Annotated in this window: 17 protein-coding genes; 6 read left to right on the top strand and 11 right to left on the bottom strand. The window is 56.3% G+C overall.

The features are described from left to right. Positions 1-19: 19 nt before the first annotated feature. Genes alaS through B2U47_RS15080 form a run of 7 tightly spaced genes read right to left on the bottom strand, consistent with a single transcriptional unit; the run spans position 20 to position 7275 of the window. A complete protein-coding gene (gene alaS, locus B2U47_RS15050; RefSeq protein WP_296679917.1) occupies positions 20-2632 on the bottom strand; it encodes an alanine--tRNA ligase in 2613 nt (870 codons plus the stop codon). A gap of 18 nt (positions 2633-2650) precedes the next feature. After that, entirely contained in the window at positions 2651-3106 is a 456-nt protein-coding gene (locus B2U47_RS15055; RefSeq protein WP_296679915.1) for a regulatory protein RecX, read from the bottom strand. Beyond that, positions 3106-4155, bottom strand: coding sequence for a recombinase RecA (gene recA / locus B2U47_RS15060; RefSeq protein WP_296679913.1), 1050 nt, complete (start codon positions 4153-4155; stop codon positions 3106-3108). The genes B2U47_RS15055 and recA overlap by 1 nt, the downstream gene beginning before the upstream one ends. Before the next feature lie 50 nt (positions 4156-4205). Next, positions 4206-4682 (bottom strand): nicotinamide-nucleotide amidase, encoded by a 477-nt coding sequence (gene pncC, locus B2U47_RS15065; RefSeq protein WP_296679911.1) that lies wholly within the window; start codon positions 4680-4682, stop codon positions 4206-4208. Between the two features lie 60 nt (positions 4683-4742). Continuing rightward, positions 4743-5687, bottom strand: coding sequence for a S49 family peptidase (locus B2U47_RS15070; protein ID WP_296679910.1), 945 nt, complete (start codon positions 5685-5687; stop codon positions 4743-4745). Continuing rightward, positions 5684-6349, bottom strand: a complete 666-nt coding sequence (locus tag B2U47_RS15075) for an HAD family hydrolase (protein ID WP_296679908.1) — start codon at positions 6347-6349, stop codon at positions 5684-5686. Before B2U47_RS15075 ends, B2U47_RS15070 begins: the two co-directional genes overlap by 4 nt. Continuing rightward, complete coding sequence (locus B2U47_RS15080; RefSeq protein WP_296679905.1) at positions 6346-7275, bottom strand: RluA family pseudouridine synthase; 930 nt, start codon at positions 7273-7275, stop codon at positions 6346-6348. Before B2U47_RS15080 ends, B2U47_RS15075 begins: the two co-directional genes overlap by 4 nt. Positions 7276-7812: 537 nt before the next feature. Here B2U47_RS15080 and B2U47_RS15085 point away from each other — a divergent pair. Next, the gene (locus B2U47_RS15085; protein ID WP_296679903.1) at positions 7813-10932 is read left to right on the top strand and encodes an Rne/Rng family ribonuclease; all 3120 of its coding nucleotides are present in this window, start codon (positions 7813-7815) and stop codon (positions 10930-10932) included. Between the two features lie 11 nt (positions 10933-10943). Here the strand turns inward: B2U47_RS15085 and B2U47_RS15090 are convergent, their stop codons facing one another. The 3 genes from B2U47_RS15090 to B2U47_RS15100 form a co-directional block, all read right to left on the bottom strand. Further along, the gene (locus B2U47_RS15090) at positions 10944-11423 is read right to left on the bottom strand and encodes a low molecular weight protein-tyrosine-phosphatase (RefSeq protein ID WP_296679901.1); all 480 of its coding nucleotides are present in this window, start codon (positions 11421-11423) and stop codon (positions 10944-10946) included. Between the two features lie 75 nt (positions 11424-11498). Beyond that, positions 11499-12509, bottom strand: coding sequence for a potassium channel family protein (locus tag B2U47_RS15095; protein WP_296679899.1), 1011 nt, complete (start codon positions 12507-12509; stop codon positions 11499-11501). A gap of 55 nt (positions 12510-12564) precedes the next feature. Beyond that, positions 12565-12897: a hypothetical protein gene (locus B2U47_RS15100; RefSeq protein ID WP_296679897.1), complete on the bottom strand. Its 333-nt coding sequence runs from the start codon at positions 12895-12897 to the stop codon at positions 12565-12567. Between the two features lie 155 nt (positions 12898-13052). Here B2U47_RS15100 and B2U47_RS15105 point away from each other — a divergent pair, with 155 nt between their 5' ends. Together B2U47_RS15105 and B2U47_RS15110 are read left to right on the top strand one after the other, a co-directional pair. Continuing rightward, complete coding sequence (locus tag B2U47_RS15105; protein WP_296679896.1) at positions 13053-13889, top strand: hypothetical protein; 837 nt, start codon at positions 13053-13055, stop codon at positions 13887-13889. Between the two features lie 121 nt (positions 13890-14010). Continuing rightward, on the top strand, positions 14011-15747 hold the full coding sequence (locus B2U47_RS15110) for a peroxidase family protein (RefSeq protein WP_296679894.1): 1737 nt from the start codon (positions 14011-14013) through the stop codon (positions 15745-15747). On the opposite strand, the gene B2U47_RS15115 is transcribed toward B2U47_RS15110, so the two are convergent. Beyond that, the gene (locus tag B2U47_RS15115; protein ID WP_296679892.1) at positions 15738-16505 is read right to left on the bottom strand and encodes an HAD family hydrolase; all 768 of its coding nucleotides are present in this window, start codon (positions 16503-16505) and stop codon (positions 15738-15740) included. The genes B2U47_RS15110 and B2U47_RS15115 overlap by 10 nt on opposite strands. Positions 16506-16706: 201 nt before the next feature. On the opposite strand from B2U47_RS15115, the gene B2U47_RS15120 reads away from it, so the two are divergent. From B2U47_RS15120 to B2U47_RS15130, 3 genes are all read left to right on the top strand, one after another. After that, positions 16707-17210, top strand: a complete 504-nt coding sequence (locus B2U47_RS15120; RefSeq protein ID WP_296679890.1) for a helix-turn-helix transcriptional regulator — start codon at positions 16707-16709, stop codon at positions 17208-17210. 115 nt (positions 17211-17325) lie between these two features. Then, positions 17326-18381 carry an efflux RND transporter periplasmic adaptor subunit gene (locus B2U47_RS15125; RefSeq protein ID WP_296679888.1) on the top strand — a complete coding sequence of 352 codons (1056 nt, stop codon included), beginning with the start codon at positions 17326-17328 and terminating at the stop codon, positions 18379-18381. A 3-nt stretch (positions 18382-18384) separates the two neighbouring features. After that, positions 18385-21477: an efflux RND transporter permease subunit gene (locus tag B2U47_RS15130; protein ID WP_296679887.1), complete on the top strand. Its 3093-nt coding sequence runs from the start codon at positions 18385-18387 to the stop codon at positions 21475-21477. The last annotated feature ends 2 nt before the right edge of the window (positions 21478-21479 follow it).

Genomic DNA, 21479 nt, shown 5'->3' on the forward strand with positions numbered 1-21479 from the left:
CTAGGGGGTGAGGGGTTCTTCAAACCCTTTCTGCCACCCAGCCTTGCACGGCTGCCAGTGCGGCGGGCAATGCGGCGACATCCGTACCGCCCCCTTGTGCCATGTCGGGGCGACCACCGCCTTTGCCGCCAATTTTACCGGCGACAAAGCCCAGCAAATCACCGGCTTTGACCTTGGCGGTTTCGTCTTTGGTCACGCCTGCCACCAGACTGACCTTGCCATCGGCAACGGTTGCCAAAATCACCACTGCCTTGCCCAGCTTGTTTTTCAACTGGTCAACGGTGTCACGCAGCGATTTGGGGTCTGCCCCTTCCAGATTGGCTGCCAGTACCCGCATACCGCCGACTTCCACTGCCTGGTCGGCCAGGCTGGAACCGGCCTGGGAAGCCATTTTGCCTTTCAGTTGCTCCAGTTCCTTTTCCAGTGCGCGGCTCTTTTGCAGCATGGCGTCGAGCTTGTCGGCAACTTCGGTCGGGTTGGATTTAAGCAGGCGGGCAACGTGATCCAGACGGTTGGTGACTTCACCCAACCATGCGAGCGCGTTTGCACCCGTGACCGCTTCAATACGGCGAATACCTGCTGCCACACCGCCTTCGCTGACAATCTTGAACAAGCCAATATCGCCGGAACGGTTGACGTGGCAACCACTACACAATTCGGTGGAAAAACCGATTTTCAGCACCCGCACTTCATCGCCGTACTTTTCGCCGAACAATGCCATCGCCCCGGCTTTCTTGGCATCTTCCATGCCCATGACTTGCGCGGAGGTGGCGGCATTGGCACGGATTTCGCGGTTGACGATGGCCTCCACTTCAGCAATCTGCTCAGCGGAAACCGGGTCAGGCTGGGAAAAGTCAAAACGCAGGCGTTCCGGCGTAACCAGCGAGCCTTTTTGCTCAACGTGCGTCCCCAATACCTGCCGCAGCGCGGCGTGCATCAGGTGGGTAGCGGAATGATTGAGGATAATGGCCTGACGGCGTTCGGCATCGACTTCAGCAGTAACACTTGCACCAAAGCTTAATGTGCCGGATTCGAGCTTGCCGATGTGGATAAAGGTTGCGCCTTGCTTGCGGGTATCGCTGACACGGAAAACCGCGTCGCCAGTATGCAGCACACCAGTATCACCGACTTGACCGCCGGATTCGGCATAGAACGGGGTGTGGTCGAGGACAACACGCCCTTCGTCACCCGCTTGCATTTGGCTGACGGCTTCGCTGCCACGGAATAGCGCAGCGATGGTGGAGGTTTCCGCCAATTGTTCATAGCCGTGGAATTCGGTTGCACCACTCACGTCCAGCTTGTCGCCGTAGTCTGCGCCGAATTTGCCTGCGGCACGGGCGCGTTCACGTTGCGCGTCCATCGCCGCTTCAAACCCGGCCTCGTCCAGCTTCAGGTTGCGTTCGCGGGCAATGTCGCCAGTCAGGTCAACCGGGAAACCGTAGGTGTCGTAAAGTTTGAACACGGTTTCGCCGTCAATGGTGTCGCCAGACATCGCACCGATGGCTTCTTCCAGCACTTTCATGCCGTGTTCCAACGTTTCGGCGAAACGGCGTTCTTCTTTTTCCAGCGCCTGTTCGACTTGTGTTTGCGCGGCAGCCAGTTCGGGGTAGGCTTTGCCCATTTCATCTACCAGCGGCTGTACCAGCTTGTGGAAGAACGGCGCTGCCATGCTCAGCTTGTAACCGTGGCGAATAGCGCGGCGGATAATGCGGCGCAATACATAGCCGCGCCCTTCATTCGACGGCAATACGCCATCGGTAATCAGGAACGAACAGGAACGGATGTGGTCGGCAATCACCTTCAGTGACGGACTGTTTGGATCGGCATTGGGCGCAAGCGAAGCAGCCTTTTTCAGCAGGGTCTGGAACAAGTCGATTTCGTAGTTGCTGTGGACGCTTTGCATCACCGCTGCCAGACGCTCCATACCCATGCCGGTATCGACGGAAGGCTTGGGCAACGGGCGCATTTCGCCATCCTTGGTGCGCTCGTACTGCATGAACACCAGGTTCCAAATTTCGATGTAGCGGTCGCCATCTTCTTCCGGTGTGCCCGGCGGCCCACCCCAAATGTGTTCACCGTGGTCGTAGAAAATCTCGGTGCAAGGGCCGCACGGGCCGGTATCACCCATTTGCCAGAAGTTGTCGGAAGCGTAACGCGAACCCTTGTTGTCGCCGATGCGGGTAATGCGGTCAAGTGGGATGCCCATCTGCTGCGTCCAGATGTTGTAGGCTTCGTCATCTTCCGCGTATACCGTCACCCACAGCTTGCCCTTGGGCAGTTTCAGCACTTCGGTGAGGAATTCCCACGCATACTTGATGGCATCTTCCTTGAAATAATCGCCAAAACTGAAGTTACCCAGCATTTCAAAGAAGGTGTGATGACGCGCCGTATAACCGACGTTTTCCAGGTCGTTGTGCTTTCCGCCTGCCCGCACGCAACGCTGCGAAGTGGTGGCGCGGTTATAGGGGCGTTGATCCATGCCGAGGAACACGTCCTTGAACTGCACCATGCCTGCATTGGTAAACAGCAAGGTCGGGTCATTGCCCGGCACGAGCGAGCTGGAAGCAAGGATTTCATGGCCTTTACTGGCAAAGAAATCGAGGAATTGTTGTCTGAGTTCAGCAGTTGTCATCGTTCTACCCACCCCGGCTTATTCGTCCGGGTCATTCTGGAATGCCGCTTTAATGGAGTCCGTATAAAAACCGCGCCCGGCGAGAAACCGAGACTGCCGGGCGCGTTCCTTGTAATCCGCAGGGATTTCCCTGCCAAATTTCTTGATGCGCTGATCCTTTGCCAGCGCAAACCAATCCACCTCGGCATCTGCCAAGGCTTGTGCCGCTATCGTGTCACTGACACCATGCTCACGTAATTCATAGGTGATACGTTGTTCACCACGCCCGCGTGCCACTGACGAACGGATGAAAGCAGCCGCGTAACGAGCATCATCCAGATACCCCATTTCCTGCAATTTGTCCAGTATTTGTGCGAGCGATTCACTGTCACACTCGCAACGTTGGCGCAGTTTCTGGAGCAATTCGTGGCGGGAATGTTCGCGGCTTGCCAGCAAGCGCACGGCTGCCGCTTCGCATTCCCGCACAGCATCCATCAAACCTCGTCAGCCCCGGCATCATCTTCTGCCGTACCCGCCACCAGACCGAAGCTGGGGTTGCTCATGCAGGCATCACGTACTGCTTTTTCGATTTCAGCCGCCACATCCGGGTGTTCTTTCAGGTAGGTGCGGGCATTGTCCTTGCCTTGACCAATTTTTTCACCTTTATAGCTGTACCACGCACCGGCTTTGCCGATCAGGTTCTGCTTGACGCCGAGATCAACCAGTTCACCTTCGCGGGAAATGCCTTCGCCGTAGAGGATTTCAAATTCGGCTTGCTTGAAGGGCGGTGCGACCTTGTTCTTGACCACTTTGACGCGGGTTTCCGAGCCGGTGATTTCTTCGCCCTTCTTGATATTGCCGATGCGGCGGATGTCGAGGCGCACCGAAGCATAAAACTTCAGCGCATTACCGCCGGTAGTGGTTTCAGGGTTGCCGAACATCACACCGATTTTCATGCGAATCTGGTTGATGAAAATCACCAGCGTGTTGGAACGCTTGATATTACCTGTGAGTTTGCGCAAGGCTTGTGACATCAGGCGAGCTTGCAGGCCGACGTGGGAATCGCCCATGTCGCCTTCGATTTCAGCCTTCGGTGTCAGTGCGGCTACCGAGTCGACTACCACAATGTCAACCGCACCGGAACGCACCAGCATGTCGGCAATTTCCAGCGCCTGTTCGCCATTGTCAGGCTGGGAAACCAGCAGATCATCGACATTGACACCGAGTTTCTGCGCATAAACCGGATCAAGCGCGTGTTCCGCATCGACAAATGCTGCTGTGCCACCTTGCTTTTGGCATTCGGCGATAACTTGTAAGGTCAGGGTGGTTTTACCCGAGGATTCCGGGCCGTAGATTTCGACTACGCGGCCTTTGGGCAAGCCGCCGATGCCAAGGGCAATGTCCAAGCCGAGTGAGCCGGTGGAAATGGCTTCAATGTCGCGTGCAGCACTGGAATCGCCCATGCGCATCACCGCGCCCTTACCGAACTGGCGTTCGATCTGGCCTAAGGCGGCTGCGAGGGCTTTCTTTTTGTTCTCGTCCATGCGGACACTCCTTTGAGGTAAATTCTGTGTTTGGGTGGTGAAAGCGGGGATTATTTCATATCTAAACAGTGAAGCACACCCCGCAGGGCATGTTCCACCGACTGAAGGCGCACCGCTTCACGATCACCTGCAAACTGGCAGGTTTCGGTGTAAACGCCACCGTTAACCGCCCAGCCGAAACAAACCATCCCCACCGGCTTGGTGACAGTGCCGCCCCCCGGCCCGGCAATCCCGCTGACAGAGACAGCCACCTGCGCACGCGAATGCCGCAACGCCCCCGTTGCCATTTCCGCCGTCACCGCCTCACTGACCGCGCCATATTGCGCCAGCGTTTCAGCCTTCACCCCCAGCATATCCTGTTTGGATTCATTGCTGTAAGTGACGAAACCACGCTCAAACCACACCGAACTACCCGCCAAATCCGTACACACCTTGGCAATCCAACCACCGGTACAGGATTCCGCTGTCGTCAGCATCCAGCCTCTGGCTTGCAATGCATCTGCCAGTTGGCGCAGCATCAACTCCATATCAATCTTCCTGCTCCCCTCGCCCGCTTGGCGGGAGAGGGACTGGGGTGAGGGTCCTTATCAACGCAACACCGTGCGCGGGGTCGCATCTAGCGCAAACAATGACTGCACCGAGGTTTCCACCCGTTCACTGATACGTTCCAGCAAGTCTTTTTCCGAGGTGAAATTCACCATTTCTTCGGCTTTGATCAGCTCGCGGGCGACATAGGCATCACTGCCCAAGCCGTCGATCAGACCCAGTTTGAGCGCATCTTCCCCTGTCCAGAACAGACCGGAAAAAATGTCTGGGTTATTCTGCAAGCGGTCGCCACGTCCTTGCTTGACCACACTGATGAATTGCTGGTGCGTGGTATCAAGCATGTTTCGCACATGTTGCACTTGTTCCTCGTTTTCTGGCAAGAAAGGATCCAGCATCCCCTTGTTGCGGCCTGCGGTATACAGACGACGCTCCACCCCCAGCTTGTCCATCAGCTCCACTGCACCAAAATTATCCATGCGCACCCCGATGGAACCGACAATGCTAGCCTTGTCAGCATAAATCTTGTCCGCTGCCACCGCGATGTAATAGCCACCGGAAGCACACAGGTCGGAAACCACCGCATACACGGGAATTTCTTTGTATTCGGCCTTCAAACGCCTGATTTCATCATTGATAATGCCGGATTGCACCGGGCTGCCACCAGGACTGTTGATACGCAGGATCACACCTTTGGTTTTTTCATGCTCGAAAGCCTCTTTCAGCGCAGGGTTGACCAGCTCAGCACTCGCCGTTGCACCATCCATGATGATGCCATTGATGTCGACCACGGCGGTAATCTCATCGTGTTCAACCAGTTTGCTGTTGGAAGCACCCGAACCAATCAGGGCGATCAAGGCAATCAGCAAATACGCGACAAAAAACAGTTTGAAAAATATCCCCCAACGCCGCGCCCGCCGCTGTTCCTTGATACCCTCCAGCGCAACATCCTTGAGGGCTTGAATTGCTTGTGTGTCTTCCTGGCTCATGTTTTAACCTTTAATCTTGCCAACCAATCGGGAATATGGGTTACATCATCAACGAAACCACGCGGCTGATGTTGCAACAAGCGGGGCAAATCGTGCACGCCGTAGCTGACCGCCAGCGAATCCATGCCGATATTCCGCGCCATCTGCAAATCGTATTCGCTGTCACCAATCATGAGCGCATCATGCGTGGCAGCATCGTAGTCTGTCAAAATTTCTTCCAGCATCCGGGGATGCGGCTTGGAATGGGTTTCGTCGGCACAACGGGTGATGGGAAATAAGCCGTGCAGGCCGGTTTCATCCAGCACCTTGTCCAGCCCGCGCCGCGATTTACCAGTGGCAATCGCAAGCTGATAACCCTGTGCTGCCAGTGCATACAGGGTTTCCCGCGCACCTGCAAATAGTTCGCTACCGTGCTGGCTACGCACCAGGAATTCCTGGCGGTATTCGTTGGCAATCTCGCGGATACGGTTGAATGGCTTGTCCGGGTACAGGTGCTGAATGGCCTCTTCCAGCCCCAGCCCAATAATGTGACGGATTTCGGCATCGGTACGTGGCTCAGCCCCGGTCAGGGCAATCGCGTTGCGCATACATTGGGTAATGTGGGCGGCTGAATCCATCAGCGTGCCATCCCAGTCAAAAATCAGCAGGGAATACGCTTTCATCGCAGGTTTGCCACCACTGTTTGCAACTCGGCAGGCAGCGGAGCCTCCACCACATAGCGCCGCCCGGTCAGGTACAGCACGAAATTGACACTCGCGGAATGCAGAAACAGGCGCTTCAACCCCTTTTCGCGGAACTGACGATTGAGGGCAAAATCACCGTAACGATCATCACCCAGGATCGGATGTTCCAGATTCTGCAACTGCACCCTGATTTGATGCATCCGCCCGGTGAGGATTTGCGCCTCGATCAGGGCTGCACCACGCAGGTTTTTCACTGGGGAAAAAATGGTTTCGGATTCCTTGCCCTCTTCCATCACCTGCACTTTCTGCCGATTGCCTTCGTCCTTGCCCAGGGTCATGGTGACGTGCTTGCGCCCATACGTCCACTTGCCTGCCACCAAAGCCAGATAGCGCTTGTCGATCTTGCCGTCACGGAACAATTCGTGCAGTTCGGTCAGGGCTTGGCGCGATTTCGCCAGGATGACAATGCCGCTGGTGTCGCGGTCAATACGGTGCGCCAGCTCCACAAACGGCAGGTTGGGGCGCAACTGGCGGAAGGCTTCGATCAGGCCGAGCTTGTGGCCACTGCCGCCATGCACTGGCAAACCGGAAGGTTTGTTGATGAAAATCAGTTGCTCGTCTTCCCGCAGCACCGCCTGTTCCAGCACATCCAGCAAGCCTTGTGATGCAACCACCGGTTTGTCATGAGGCAAATCCTCCTCCTGCTTGACCGGGGGAATACGGATGATTTCACCCAGTTCCAGTTTTTTCTCCGGCTTGACCCGTTTTTTATCAACCCGTACTTCCCCCTTGCGCAAAATCCGGTAAATAACGCTTTTGGGAACCTGCTTGAAGTAACGAATCAGGAAGTTGTCGACCCGTTGCCCGGCCTCGTGTTCCGTTACTGTGTGATACTGGACTGTCATTAAGTGGGATACCAACTTATTTAAAAATGCAAATTGAATAAGATTAACCAAATTGATATATTCGCGGTGGGCAAAATCAGGTACAGCCCTGAGCAAACGGGTCTAGTCAAATCTGAACGCGATGATATGACCCCAGCCTTAGTGATTCAATCACAAATTCCTCGTGAATTTTATTTCCATGAAAGAATTTGTGACGGGTAAGGTCGGCAGGACAACGCCTACCGCCCAAATAATGACGCCTGTATGCAGAAAGGCTTCGGCACACAGGCATGACATTAACAGCAGAACTTGTTGCTGATGTCTGTTGCAAGAATGCGCAAGCGGTTTATAACACAACATGCACCCGCCCTTTGATACGGCATTCCCATGACCAGTGAACGACCGAACGAACGATTCTTTGATGAAGGTGGACAATGGATAAAGTTAGCCCGCACTGAGCGATAAGTCTAACTGTTTGATATTGCTGAAACAGGACAACAGGGTTCCACCTGCAAACAAACAGGTAACAAGTGCTGCATGACATGGTTTATGTAGTACATGAAACGTATTTTGATTAATGCGACGCAACCGGAAGAAATCCGCGTCGCCATGGTTGACGGGCAGCGCCTGTACGACCTCGATATAGAACATCCTTTCCGGGCGCAGAAAAAAGCCAATATTTACAAAGGCGTTATCACCCGCGTAGAGCCGAGTCTTGAGGCGGCTTTTGTAAACTATGGAGCGCAACGCCACGGTTTTCTATCTTTCCGCGAAGTAGCACCGGAATATTATCACCCTGACGCAAAGTACAACGGTCGCCCAGCGGTCAAGGACGTGTTGCGCGAAGGCATGGAAGTGCTGGTACAGGTTGACAAGGAAGAGCGCGGCAACAAGGGGGCGGCTCTGACCACCTACCTGAGCCTTGCCGGGCGCTATTTGGTACTGATGCCCAATAACCCCAAGGCCGGTGGCGTTTCCCGCCGTATTGAGGGCGAAGACCGCCAGCAAATCAAGCAAACCCTGAATGAGTTGGATGTACCTGACAGCATGGGCGTCATCGTCCGTACTGCGGGTATCGACCGCGACGCGGAAGAGCTGGCATGGGACCTTGATTACCTGAAAACCCTGTGGGGAGCCATCCAGCAGGCATACAGCCAACACAAAGGCCCTACCCTGCTGTATCAGGAAAGCAATGTCATCATCCGTGCCTTGCGTGACTATTTCCGCCGGGATATTGGCGAAATCGTCATCGACGACGAAAAGGTTCACAAGCAAGCCCGCGACTTCATGCAGGCGGTCATGCCACACAACCTGCGCAAGCTCAAGCATTACACTGACGGCACGCCGCTGTTCAGCCGCTTCCAGGTGGAAAACCAGATCGAAACGGCTTACCAGCGCACGGTTGCCCTGCCCTCCGGCGGCGCTATCGTCATTGACCATACCGAAGCGCTGGTTTCCATCGACATCAACTCTGCCCGCGCCACCAAAGGGCAGGACATCGAAGAAACCGCACTCAACACCAACCTGGAAGCGGCTGACGAAATCGCCCGCCAATTGCGCCTGCGCGACCTCGGCGGCCTGATCGTCATCGACTTCATCGACATGCTGCCCAGCAAACACCAGCGTGAAGTGGAAAAACGCCTGCGTGATGCGATGAAACTAGACCGTGCGCGGGTACAGGTTGGGCGTATTTCACGTTTCGGTCTGCTGGAAATGTCCCGTCAGCGCCTGCGCCCGTCACTGGGCGAATCCAGCCAGATCGTGTGCCCGCGTTGTACCGGTCATGGTCATATCCGCAGTACCGACTCGCTGGCACTCTCCATCTTGCGCCTGATGGAAGAAGAGGCCATGAAGGAAATGACCGGCAAGGTCATTGCGCAACTGCCGGTAGCCGTTGCCACCTTCCTGCTCAATGAAAAGCGCCAGGCTGTGGTTGACATCCAGAAACGTCGCAATATCGACCTGACCATCATCCCCAACCCCTATCTGGAAACGCCGCATTACGACATCACCCGTGTCCGCAGCGATGGTATGGAGGAAATGGAAGGCCAGCATAGCTACCAGCACATTCCTGAACCACCGCCGCTGGAAGACACCACCAAGCAGGAAACCTTGCCTGCCCAACTGCCAGTGGAAGCTGCTGTCACCAACGTCATGCCCAGCAAACCAGCCCCGCAAGCCGTGCGTGACACCACCCCAACGCCTGCCCCGGCTGAACAGGCAGCAGTGACATCTGTTACCCCGCCAGTCAAAGGCCCTGGTCTGATGCGCCGCATTTTCAACAGCCTGTTTGGCAGTAGCGAAAGCGTCGACAAAGCCGCCGCCAAGGTTGAAATCAAGGAAGAGCCAGTCAAAGACGACGGCAAAAAGGCAAAGCAGCCTGAATCTGGCAACCGCCGTGAACGTGACCGCAACGAGCGCAGTGATCGTAACAACCGTCAGCAAGAGCGCAAGCCATCAGACAACCGTACTGATTCTGGTCGTCATGGCAAAAATGGCAACAACGAGGAAACCTCTGCCCCGGCAGAAGCACAAGAGCCCCGCCAACGCCGCGACAATGAGCAGCGCAACCGTAATCGTGACAACGAACGCAATGGCAACGAGCAACGCAACCGTGGTGAACGTGACAACGAGCGTGGCAATGAGCAGCGCAACCGTGGTGAGCGTGACAACGAGCGTGGCAATGAGCAGCGCAACCGCAATCGTGATAGCGAACGCAATGGCAACGAGCAACGCAACCGTAACAACCGCGAGCGTGACAACGAACGCAACGGCAACGAGCAACGCAACCGTAACCGCAACCACGAGCAGCGCCCACCCGAGGCTGCTGTTACCGAAAATACCGACGTGCAAACGCCGCTTGAAATCACTCTGGCAGTGCCACGGGATACGGCTGGTACAGAAACACCGGAACATTCCTCACGCCGCAATCGCCGTGACAACTACCGGCAAGAACGACAGGAACGCACTCCCCGCCCGCAAACAGTTGCTGACAATAGCGAGAAAGAACCTGCTGCGGCTGGCAATGCAGAAAATACCCCGGAAGTGGCAAAACGGCCTGGGTTCGCTTTCAGCGCAGAATCACCGTCTGACGACAGGGTTGATGCGGATGAAACCAGCTTCAGTGATGCCGATAGCGAGGACAATGCAGCGGATGACGCCGAGCGTTCCCCCTCTGACCAGCAACGCGCCCCAAGGGATCGTCGGGGACGTACCCGCCGTTCGCGTGGCTCGCAGGATCGTTCGCGCCCACCGCGTCAAGCGGCTCCGTTGGAACCCTTGTCGGTTGACGTGATGGAACCCATCGTCATTGACCTGATGCCGGAAAGACCGGCACGGCAAAACCGTGACCGTAACACCCAAAAACCGGACAGCATCAGTTTCACGGCAGAAGAAGCCCGCCCCCCCAAAGCGGCTGAACCACGACAGGACGATACCCCCAAACCGGAAAAAGCAGAAAAACCCGTAGTGGTCGAAGTCAGGCCAGCAGAGCCTGTCGCAGTGAAGCCGGTGGTTGTTATTGAAACCCGCCCGGAACCTGCCCCGTTTGTACCGACGGTAACGGCTGAGCCAATTGCAAAACCAGCTACACCGCCTGTATCCACGCAAGAGGCTGCCCCAACCGAACCACCCCCGCCGAAGAAACGGCCTTCATGGATGCATACTGATCCTGAATAACGTTCGGTTGGTCACAGATGGTTGCGGCGGATATGCTCCAGCAAGCCTACCGCCGCATCCTCCACCATATCCAGCACCCGCTCAAAACCGCTGTTGCCGCCGTAATACGGGTCGGGCACTTCGTCAGTATCCCAACGGCTGGCAAACTGCATGAACAGATGAATGCGCTCACGCTGCTCAGACGTACTTTGTCGGTGCAGGTCATGCAAATTGGCACGATCCATTGCCAGAATGTAATCAAAGCTGCCGAAATCATCACGTTGCACCTGCCGCGCCCGCTGGGTAGACAAGTCCAGACCCCGCCCGCGTGCAGCCGCTTGGGAACGGGTATCCGGTGGGTTGCCGACGTGATAGGCATGGGTTCCGGCAGAATCAATCAGAATACGCTCAGCCAGCCCTTGCGAATGCACCAGTTGTTCAAACACACCCTGGGCGGTGGGGGAACGGCAGATATTGCCCATGCACACAAAGAGTACAGATACTTTTTTCACGGATTCATCCTGTATCGAGTGATTCATTGTAGAAAACCATGATAGCGTCAAATCCATCATCACAATAGCATCGTGTTACCTGTCCCGCTGCCGCTTACCAGGTCGCACATGCACATGCCCCGGCGGATGTCTGATCACGATTGCCTGTGCACAATGCGGACAATTTACATAGGTCTGCAAGCGGGTTTCCTGCTTGACTTCATCAAACACCAGCTTGGCTTCGGCACGGCTGATACCGATCTGGACACGCATTTTTTCCAGATAGCGCAAGCCGCCAAAATCCAGCCTGCCGTTTTCCATAGCGTGGATCAGCTCTGCGCGAAATTTTTCCCGACGGCGTTTCAGTTCGTTAATCATGCCCGAAGCGAGAATGGCGGCTGGCAAAGCTGCCACTGTAATGCCGGACACGATGATCACCCCACTGAAAACCCTGCCCACGATGGTAACAGGCACGACATCACCATAGCCTACTGTGGCTACCGTCACCACCGACCACCACAAGGCACGCGGAATGCTGCCGAATTCGTCCGGGTGCGCGTGCCCTTCCACCAGATAAATGCCGGTGGCAGAGACCAGGATCAACATGCAGAGGATGAACAATGCCGACACCAGCGTTTCCGCTTCCTGCCGCAAGATTGCCAGCAACAACCCCAGCGAATGCGAATAGCGGGTCAGTTTCAGCAAACGCAACAGCCGCAGGCTGCGCAACACGCGCCAGTCTGCCCCTCCTACGATGAAACTGAGATAAAACGGCAGGATTGCCATTAAATCCACCATTGCCATCGGCGAACGCAAATAGCGCAAGCGCCCGCCCAGCGGATGCTGGAAATGAACCTGATCGGACTCGACACAAATCCATGCACGCACAAGGTATTCGAGCGTGAACACCCCAACCGACACCATTTCAAACCAATCAAACAAAGCTGCGTGAGCCTTGTAAATACTGTGTTCGGATTCAACCACCACTACAATGATGTTGACTGCGACCAGCACCAACAAACTGCGATTCAGTAATTTTGCCCACACCCCACCTTTTTGTTTTTCCAGCGCCACGTATAGCCAACGACGGAAACCCTGATTGTGCATACTCCCTTTTGCGCTTTCCCCAGTGCAAGCCCGGCGCATTATTCCGCGTGACCTGTCAGAAATGACGACGGATTTTCTGGTACAACTCGGCGACTTCTTCGCCAAGCTCGTGCAGTTCTTCTACCACTTCCACGCGGATGTCCTGCCATTTGTCGGTCAGCTTGTGTTGCAGTTTGTCGACTTCTTCGCCCATGTCGTGGATTTCTTCCTTGGCCTCCATGTGCAGTTTCAAGCCGGTATCCCGCAAGCGCACTTGCAGGTTTTCCCATTTGCCTTCGGCCTTTTCCCATTCCTCTTTGGCTTCCATACCCAACAGGTGCAAGCCTACCCGGAAGTCGTCGCGCTCGGTGTGCAGTTTGTCCAGCAGTGCCTGTAATTTTTCTTTCATGATAGTAAACCTCCCATTGGAACACGTTTTCATTATACCGCGCTGTCATGCCTTGCATATTGGCATTGCTCACAGGATTGAACTTTTGGCGTGCGTCATGCTCAATAACGGTAGCTTATGCAAGTATGTTAGACCAACCATTACAGGGCTCATCCATGAAAAAAATAGTGCTTTCGCTGGCTGTGTTAGCCGGTCTGGGGTTATCTGCCTGCGCTCCCGTCAGTCAGGTCAAACAACCCGAACCTACCGTGATTCCCGCCAAGGATCTGAATTGGATTGCCGACAAGGTTTTCAAGAATGAAACCAGTGGCAACCCGGCATTGCTGGTGGTGTGGAATGACCGTGAGGAATTTGCCTCCCTCGGTATCGGGCATTTCATCTGGTATCCCGAAGGGCGCAGGGGGCCATACACCGAAACCTTCCCCGGCTTGCTGGATTATGCCAAAAGCCATGCCATCCCACTGCCGCAGTGGTTACAGAACCGCACTCTGCGTGGCGCACCTTGGCCTAACAAGGATGCATTCCAGCGGGCGCAGAACGACCCTGAAATGAACCAGTTACGCAATTTCCTGCAACAGACCATGAATATCCAGGCCAATTACATGTCGGAACGCCTGACCCGCGCCCTGCCAATGATGCTCAACCAGCTTACACCGCGGGATCGGGAACGAGCTTTACGCAATTATCAGGCCGTGGAAAAATCCCCTCGCGGGCTGTACCCGCTGCTGGATTACGTCAACTTCAAGGGTGAAGGAACCAGCCCAACCGAACGCTACAATGGGCAAGGCTGGGGCTTGTTGCAGGTATTGCTGGCAATGAACCCGGTTGAAGCAGGCCCACAAGCCCTGGCAGAATTTGCCCGTGCCGCCGAAGAAGTCCTGACCCGCCGCATTGCCAATGCTCCGCCGGAGCGGGATGAAGCCAAATGGCTGCCTGGCTGGCGCAACCGCTTGGGCACTTATCAGCCACAATCACTGCTGGCAGGTTATTAAGCATCAGCAGGATTGCCGGTCGTCCTGTAAATACTGACGACCGGTGGTTTCCTGCTTGTTGCCTGCAACGGCTTGACCTATTTATCTCCCTGACATTTAACCAAACATCAGGGATGAACCCATGAGTACAATCCACAACTTTTTTACCCCCGCCACCCAGCGGCTCAGCCAGAATTTCAGTTTCAGCAATAGCCGCACCAGCAGCAATACTGGTAACAAGGGTATCTTTTCATCCGGCAACAGTCTGATCGGCAGTACCATGCCCCAGATCATCAATTTGGTGCAACAACTGATCCAGCAATGCGGACAACACGACAAGCCCAAACCAGACCCCAAACCCACCGAGTACCGCAATATTAACGGCAGCGGTAATAACAAGGCCAACCCCAACTGGGGCAAAGCTGGCATCCTGCACCAACGCCGCATTCCCCAGGACAGTACTCGTGAACCTGGAGGAACCACCGAACAACGCCTGCCCAACCCGCGTACTGTCAGTAATACTGTTTCCGCCCAAAATGGTCAAAACACTGTTAACCAGAAAGGTTTGAGCGACCTGTTCTGGATGTGGGGGCAATTCCTTGATCATGACCTGACGCTGACACCAACTAGTTCTAACGAAACCATGAATATCCCCATCCCCAAGGGCGACCCGCAGTTTGACCCGAATGATACCGGCACTGTCACCATACCGCTCAAACGCAGTTCAGCTACCTTGGATGCGAATGGGCAACGCCAACAAACCAATGCTATTACTGCATTTGTTGACGGTTCCAATGTTTACGGCTCCGATGACGCCTACGCAGACAAATTGCGCACACACGAAGGTGGCAAGCTGAAAATGTCTGAAGGCGAAATGATGCCGATGGAAAACGGGCAATTCATTGCCGGTGACGGGCGTTCCAATGAAAACATTGGGCTGGCATCCATGCACACCTTGTGGGTACGCGAACACAACCGTCTGGCTGACGGGCTGGCACAACAACACCCGGAATGGACTGATGAGCAGATTTACCAAGAAGCCCGCCGGGTCAACGTGGCGCAAATCCAAGCCATTACTTACAACGAGTTCCTGCCTGCCTTGATTGGGAAAGATGCCATACCCAAGTACACTGGTTACAAGCCAAACGTAGACCCATCCATTGACAACGCTTTCGCCACAGCGGCGTTCCGAATGGGGCATACCATGTTGTCACCGCAGTTGTTGCGTCTGGACGAAAACGGTCAGACCGTCAGCCAGGGCAACGTTGCCTTGCGTGATGCATTCTTCCGCCCGGACAAAGTGATGGAAACCGGCATTGACCCGATCCTGCGCGGGGCAGCATCCCAGACTGCGCAAGCGGTTGACCCGATGATTGTGGATGACGTGCGCAACTTCCTGTTCCCACAAGGTGGGCTGGATCTGGCAGCCGTCAATATCCAGCGCGGGCGTGACCACGGTCTGGCTGGATACGGTGATACCCGTGCCGCACTCGGCCTGAAACCCGTTACCAGCTTTGACTCCTCCAACTGGCGTGATGGTTTTGGTGCAAAACTGGCACAAACTTATGAAAAACCTGCCGATGTCGATCTATGGGTGGCTGGCTTGGCGGAAAAGCCGGTCGGTGATTCCTTGTTTGGTCAGACATTTACCAAAATTATGAGCGACCAGTTCACCCGCCTGCGTGACGGCGACCGTTTCTGGTATGAAAACCAGTTTTCCGGCAAAGAGCTGCAAGCTATCAAAAACACCAGACTATCCGACATCATTGCCCGCAATACGGACTTTGATAATGTGCAGAAACATGCGTTTGTGGCTTCCAACATCCACCTGAACACCTCCACAGGGTCAGGTGGTTCTGGCAACGGAACTTACGCCTGATACCGGGCAAATACCTGTTGTAACAGGTCAAGCGTGACGCAGGTAGCCATGCCTGCGTCACCTTGCAATACGGCGAAAGGCGTATCCGGCTCCCCAAACTGATCCAGCACCAGTGCAGCCCTGCTGAAATCATGGTCGCGTGTGTAATCGTTCACCGTAACGATGGTGGTGAGGTTGGCAGACGTGGACGAACGGATGCCATTGTCAGAATCCTCAAACGCCAAACATTCTCCCGGCTGCACCCCCATTTGTTGCATGGCGTACAGGTAAATGTCCGGGGCGGGTTTTTTCTGCGGCACGATGTCCCCGGCAGCGATGCATTCAAACCAACCAATAGATTCTTTGCCCAATGTGGCTTGCAACAGATAGGTCACGTTATCTGGGGTAGTCGTCGTGGCAATCCCCAAACGTAATCCGGCAGCGCGGGCTTCATTCAGCAGTCGGGCAACCCCGTTGCGCAGTGGAATTTCACCATTTTGCAGCATTTCCAGATAGAAATGGGTTTTGCGTTTGTGCATACGTACAGCGAACTCAGCCAGACCTTCCGCCGGAGCGAAATCAGGCAGGTATTTTTCCACAAAATAGCGGATGCGCTCCTTGCCGCCGGTCACAGTCAGCAGATCGGCATAGATTTCCACCGACCAATCCCAATCCAGCCCGGCTTCACAGAAAGCCTTGTTGAAAGCAGGCCGATGCCCGTCACGTTCGGTATCTGCCAACGTACCATCCACATCGAACAGCAGTGTGGTGAGTGCCATGATGTTCTTCTCCTCGGTTTGATATTGGCGGCATTCTAAGCTGGCGGGGAAAGTGGGGAAAATAGCCCTTGGGTATTAGTCATCAGGCATTGGCTGCCTGCACATCATCTTATATTTCAAGCCCAACTGGGTTGACACAGGTTCTTTCAGGGCGTTTTTACAGTAAAATCTCTGCCAGTTACCCCAACCCTACTGGCAAGCATGTTCCGTTCACGTGACCTTTTCATCATTGGTTTACTGTTCATCGTCGCAGTACTGCATACCTACGGTTTTAGCCTCGATGTCCACAAAGCCGACCGCAGCGATTTACACCTGGGCGTGGATGCCGTAGTCGTGATCATTTCTTTCGCCGGGATCGGCTACCTGATGTGGGAAAACCACCGCAAGCGCCAGGAAATCGAAGCCCTCAACACCCAGTTGCACCACTCGCACGCCCGCATTTCCGACCTGCACAAAAAACTGCAACAGGCCAGCAGAGGCTATGTGGAAGTGATCCACGAACAACTGGAAGCCTGGGAACTCAGCCCCACCGAAAAGGAAGTCGCCTTGCTGCTGCTCAAGGGTTTGAGCTTCGACGAGATTGCCGGTATCCGCAACACCAAGGAAAAAACCGTGCGCCAGCAGGCGATTGCCATCTACCGCAAGTCTGGCCTCAACGGGCGGCACGAGTTCGCCGCATGGTTTTTTGAGGACTTTCTCGGCTGACCAGCGGTAGGGCAAATGCCCTAAAGCCACCCTTTCTGACCGTTTGCCGCCTGATATTTATCAGAATTGGCTAATACACTGCGGGCATCACCAATCAAGAACACGGATGCCCACCATGCCCGGACGATCGCTTGCCGCTTGCCTGTTACTGTTGTTTCCCGCTTTCGGGGAAGCTGCCAGTGTATTAATCCCCCCCGAACAGCGTGCCGCCCTGGGCATTGAAGCCGCCCCCGCCATTGCCAGCACCAACAGTGCCGGGCTGGAAGTGACCGCCAAAGTCATCCTGCCGCCTGCCAGCGTGCGGGTAGTCGCTGCGCCTGCCGATGGGCTGGTCACCACCCTGCTGCATCAGGCCGGGGAACAGGTCAAGGCTGGGGACAAACTCGCCGCCCTCTCCTCCCCCGACGTGGTGGAAGCCCAGCGCCAGTACCTGCAAGCCCGCCTCAAACACCAGCTTGCCAGCGACAACGCCAGCCGTGAACAGCGCTTGGCCGAGCAAGGGCTGATTGCCAAAAACACCTGGCTGCTGACCCAGAACGAAGTCAAACTGGCACAAGCCGACGTAGACGCCGCCAGCGCCACCCTGCGCCTGCTGGGCGTCAAACCGGGCAACGAAAACAGTGAAATTGCCCTTACCGCCCCCATCAGCGGCTGGATTCTGGAAACACTGGTCGAACCCGGCCAACGGGTCGAAGCCCCCGCCCCCCTGGTCAAGATCGGCAACCTGCAACAACTGGGGCTGGAAATCCCCCTCACCCCGGCACAGGCCAACAGCGTACAACCCGGCCAAAGCGTGGAAGTGGAAGGCGGCAAGGCCAGCGGCACGATCCGCGCCCTACAACCCGCCCTCGACATGGCGCAAAACGTGATTGTGCGGGCGGATCTGGAACAGGACGGCACGACACTGCATCCGGGGCAAAACGTCAAGGTCAAGCTGACCGGGGCAGCAGGCACGGGCGCAACCCTCACCATCCCTGCCAGTGGCATTGTCTGGCAAGGCGACAAGGCGCATGTGTTCGTGGAAACGGCGGAAGGTTTCACCCCCACTGCCGTGACCATCCTCAGCCAGAACGACCAGCAGGCCAGCATCAGCGGTTTGCCTGCCGACAGCCGCATTGCCGTCAAGGGCGTGGCGGCACTCAAGGCCAAATGGCAAGAGGCGGGGGAGTAAACCATGCTCAACTGGTTCACGGAATTTTCCCTCGCCCAACGCTGGCTGATACTGGGCGTCACGCTACTGCTGGCAGCCTTGGGCGTGCGAGCCTTCCAGCAACTGCCGATCGACGCCTTCCCGGACGTTTCCACCACGCAAGTGAAGCTGATCCTCAAAGCCCCCGGCATGACCCCGGAGGAAGTCGAAGCCCGCATCACCCAGCCGGTCGAAACCGAGTTGCTCGGCATCCCCAACCAGACCGTGCTGCGCAGCGTTTCCAAATACGCGCTGGCGGACATTACCCTCGATTTTGCGGAAGGCACCGACATTTACTGGGCACGTAGCCAGGTAGCGGAACGCTTCGCCAACGTCAAGGGCGACTTGCCGGATAATGTCGGCGGTGGGCTTGCGCCCATTTCCACCCCGCTGTCGGAAATGTTCATGTTCACCATCGAAGGCGACCTTTCCTTGCAGGAAAAGCGTACCCTGCTGGACTGGACGATCCGCCCGCAACTGCGTGCCCTGCCCGGTGTAGCGGATGTGAACGCGCTCGGCGGACGTGTCACCACCTTCAGCATTACCCCCGACCTTGCTGCCCTCAATGCCCGCCACCTGACGCTGGATGATTTGCGCACCGCCCTCGAAGCCAACACCCGCAACGACGGCGCAGGCCGCGTCAACGAAGGCGAAGAAACCTGGGTAGTGCGCATCGAAGGCGGCATCCAGCAACTCGACGACCTGCGCCACATTGCCATCAAAAGCCTCGACGGCGTACCCGTCACCGTCGGCGATGTCGCCAAGGTGGAACTCGGCGAACTCACCCGTTACGGCGCAGTCACCCAGAATGGCCAAGGCGAAGCAGTGGAAGGTCTGGTACTGAGCCTGCGCGGCGCCAATGCCGGTGAACTGATCAAGACCCTGAAAGCCAAACTCGCTGCCATTTCAGCCACCTTACCGTCAGGTGTCACCATTGAGCCGTTCTACGACCGTTCCAATCTGGTGGACAAAGCCATCCACACCGTCAGCAAGGCGTTGCTGGAAGCGGCGGTGCTGGTCGGCATCATCCTGTTCGCTTTCCTCGGCAATGTCCGCGCCGCGCTGGTGGTGGCGCTGATCCTGCCGCTGTCGGTGCTGGGAACCTTCATCCTGATGCGCCAGTTTGGCCTTTCCGCCAACCTGATGAGCCTGGGCGGTTTGGCGATTGCCATCGGCCTGCTGGTGGATGCGGCGGTGGTAATCGTGGAAAATATCGTCGCCCACCTTGCCCATGACAACGAAAACGCCAAGACCCCGCAAATCCAGAAAGTGCTGTGGGCAGTGCAGGAAGTCTCTGCCCCGGTCAGTTCCGGCATCCTCATTATTGCCATCGTGTTCCTGCCGCTGCTGACCCTCGAAGGGCTGGAAGGCAAGCTGTTTGCACCCGTGGCGCTGACCATTGTGTTTGCCCTGTCCGCCTCGCTGCTGTTTGCCCTGACCACCGTCCCGGTCATGGCCTCGTGGCTGCTGAAACAGGCATCGCATACCGACCCTTGGCTGCTACGCATGTCGCAATGGGTCTACATTCCGTTGCTGGATGGCGCATTGAAAAAGCCCTGGCCAGTCTACCTGCTCACTGCCGTTTTCATGGCGGGCGCGATTGCCACTTACCCCTTCATCGGCAAAACCTTCATGCCGGTGATGGACGAAGGCGACCTGATCGTGCAACTGGAAAAGCTGCCCTCGATCAGCCTCGAACAAAGTGTGGCTACTGACCTGAAAGTACAGCAAGCCCTGTTGGAACAAGTCCCCGAAATCCAGCGAATTGTCGCCCGCGTCGGCTCGGATGAACTCGGCCTCGACCCGATGGGGCTGAACGACACCGACTCCTTCCTCGTCCTCAAACCGCTATCCGAATGGCGCACCCCGGACAAGGAATGGCTACAGGAACAAATCCGTCAGGTGCTGGAAACCTTCCCCGGTGTCGCTTACAACTTCACCCAACCGATCGACATGCGCGTGTCGGAAATGCTCACCGGTAGCCGGGGTGATGTTGCCATCAAGCTGTTTGGTGCTGACCTCAACACCCTTAACGGCTTTGCCCAACAAATCGCCACCTTGCTGGAAAAAATCCCCGGTGCTACCGATGTCTACACCCAGCAAAACGACGGCGTGCAATACCTGAAAGCGGAAATCGACCGTGCCGCCGCCGGACGTTTCGGCCTGACGGTGGACGACATTGCCGCTTTGCTGCGTACCCAACTGGAAGGCGAAACCATCGGCACGATCCAGCAGGAAGGCCGCCGCATCCCGCTGCAACTGCGCGGGGCAGCCGAATTGCGCAACGCCCCCACAGCATTGCAGCAAATCCGCCTGACACTGGCGGATGGGCGCGTAATCAGCCTGGATCAGGTCGCCAAACTGGTACGCACCGACGGCCCGGTCGGTATCAAGCGCGAAAATGCCGCCCGGTTTGTATCCATCCAGAGCAATGTCAGCGGGCGCGATCTGGTCAGCTTTGTGGAAGAAGCCCAACAAGCGGTCGCCGCACAGGTGAAACTGCCTGCCGGTTACAGCGTGACCTGGGGTGGGCAGTTCGAGAACCAGCAACGCGCCGCGCAACGCCTGATGGTGGTCGTGCCGCTGGCCTTGTTGCTGATCGGTTTGCTGCTGTTCCTGACGTTCCGTGACCTGCGCCAGACCGTGCTGGTGATGGCGAATGTGCCGCTGGCGCTGATTGGCGGCATTTTCAGTTTGGGGATTTCCGGGCAATACCTGTCGGTTCCGGCCTCGGTAGGCTTTATCGCGCTGCTGGGGATTGCGGTGCTGAACGGGGTGGTGCTGGTGACATTTTTCAACCAGTTGCACCAACAGGGGTATCGCGGCACGGCAGTGGTGCGTGAGGGGGCATTACGCCGCCTGCGCCCGGTGCTGATGACGGCGAGCATTGCGACCTGGGGTCTGGTTCCGCTGCTGTTTGCGACTGGCCCTGGTTCCGAAATCCAGAAGCCGCTGGCAACGGTGGTGATCGGCGGGCTGGTGAGTTCCACCACGCTGACGCTGATCCTGTTGCCCTTGCTGTACCGGCAGTTTGTCTTGAAGGGCGAAAAATCACGCGCTCCGACCATTCATCATTAAGG

Origin of the sequence: Thiothrix sp. UBA5583 (assembly GCA_002425225.1) — a bacterium.
Taxonomy (GTDB): domain Bacteria; phylum Pseudomonadota; class Gammaproteobacteria; order Thiotrichales; family Thiotrichaceae; genus Thiothrix; species Thiothrix moscowensis.

Coding starts and splice junctions, on each gene's coding strand:
- alaS (WP_296679917.1), bottom strand. CDS start 2,632: ATGACAACTGCTGAACTCAGACAACAATTCCTCGATTTCTTTGCCAGT.
- B2U47_RS15055 (WP_296679915.1), bottom strand. CDS start 3,106: ATGGATGCTGTGCGGGAATGCGAAGCGGCAGCCGTGCGCTTGCTGGCA.
- recA (WP_296679913.1), bottom strand. CDS start 4,155: ATGGACGAGAACAAAAAGAAAGCCCTCGCAGCCGCCTTAGGCCAGATC.
- pncC (WP_296679911.1), bottom strand. CDS start 4,682: ATGGAGTTGATGCTGCGCCAACTGGCAGATGCATTGCAAGCCAGAGGC.
- B2U47_RS15070 (WP_296679910.1), bottom strand. CDS start 5,687: ATGAGCCAGGAAGACACACAAGCAATTCAAGCCCTCAAGGATGTTGCG.
- B2U47_RS15075 (WP_296679908.1), bottom strand. CDS start 6,349: ATGAAAGCGTATTCCCTGCTGATTTTTGACTGGGATGGCACGCTGATG.
- B2U47_RS15080 (WP_296679905.1), bottom strand. CDS start 7,275: ATGACAGTCCAGTATCACACAGTAACGGAACACGAGGCCGGGCAACGG.
- B2U47_RS15085 (WP_296679903.1), top strand. CDS start 7,813: ATGAAACGTATTTTGATTAATGCGACGCAACCGGAAGAAATCCGCGTC.
- B2U47_RS15095 (WP_296679899.1), bottom strand. CDS start 12,509: ATGCACAATCAGGGTTTCCGTCGTTGGCTATACGTGGCGCTGGAAAAA.
- B2U47_RS15100 (WP_296679897.1), bottom strand. CDS start 12,897: ATGAAAGAAAAATTACAGGCACTGCTGGACAAACTGCACACCGAGCGC.
- B2U47_RS15105 (WP_296679896.1), top strand. CDS start 13,053: ATGAAAAAAATAGTGCTTTCGCTGGCTGTGTTAGCCGGTCTGGGGTTA.
- B2U47_RS15110 (WP_296679894.1), top strand. CDS start 14,011: ATGAGTACAATCCACAACTTTTTTACCCCCGCCACCCAGCGGCTCAGC.
- B2U47_RS15115 (WP_296679892.1), bottom strand. CDS start 16,505: ATGGCACTCACCACACTGCTGTTCGATGTGGATGGTACGTTGGCAGAT.
- B2U47_RS15120 (WP_296679890.1), top strand. CDS start 16,707: ATGTTCCGTTCACGTGACCTTTTCATCATTGGTTTACTGTTCATCGTC.
- B2U47_RS15125 (WP_296679888.1), top strand. CDS start 17,326: ATGCCCGGACGATCGCTTGCCGCTTGCCTGTTACTGTTGTTTCCCGCT.
- B2U47_RS15130 (WP_296679887.1), top strand. CDS start 18,385: ATGCTCAACTGGTTCACGGAATTTTCCCTCGCCCAACGCTGGCTGATA.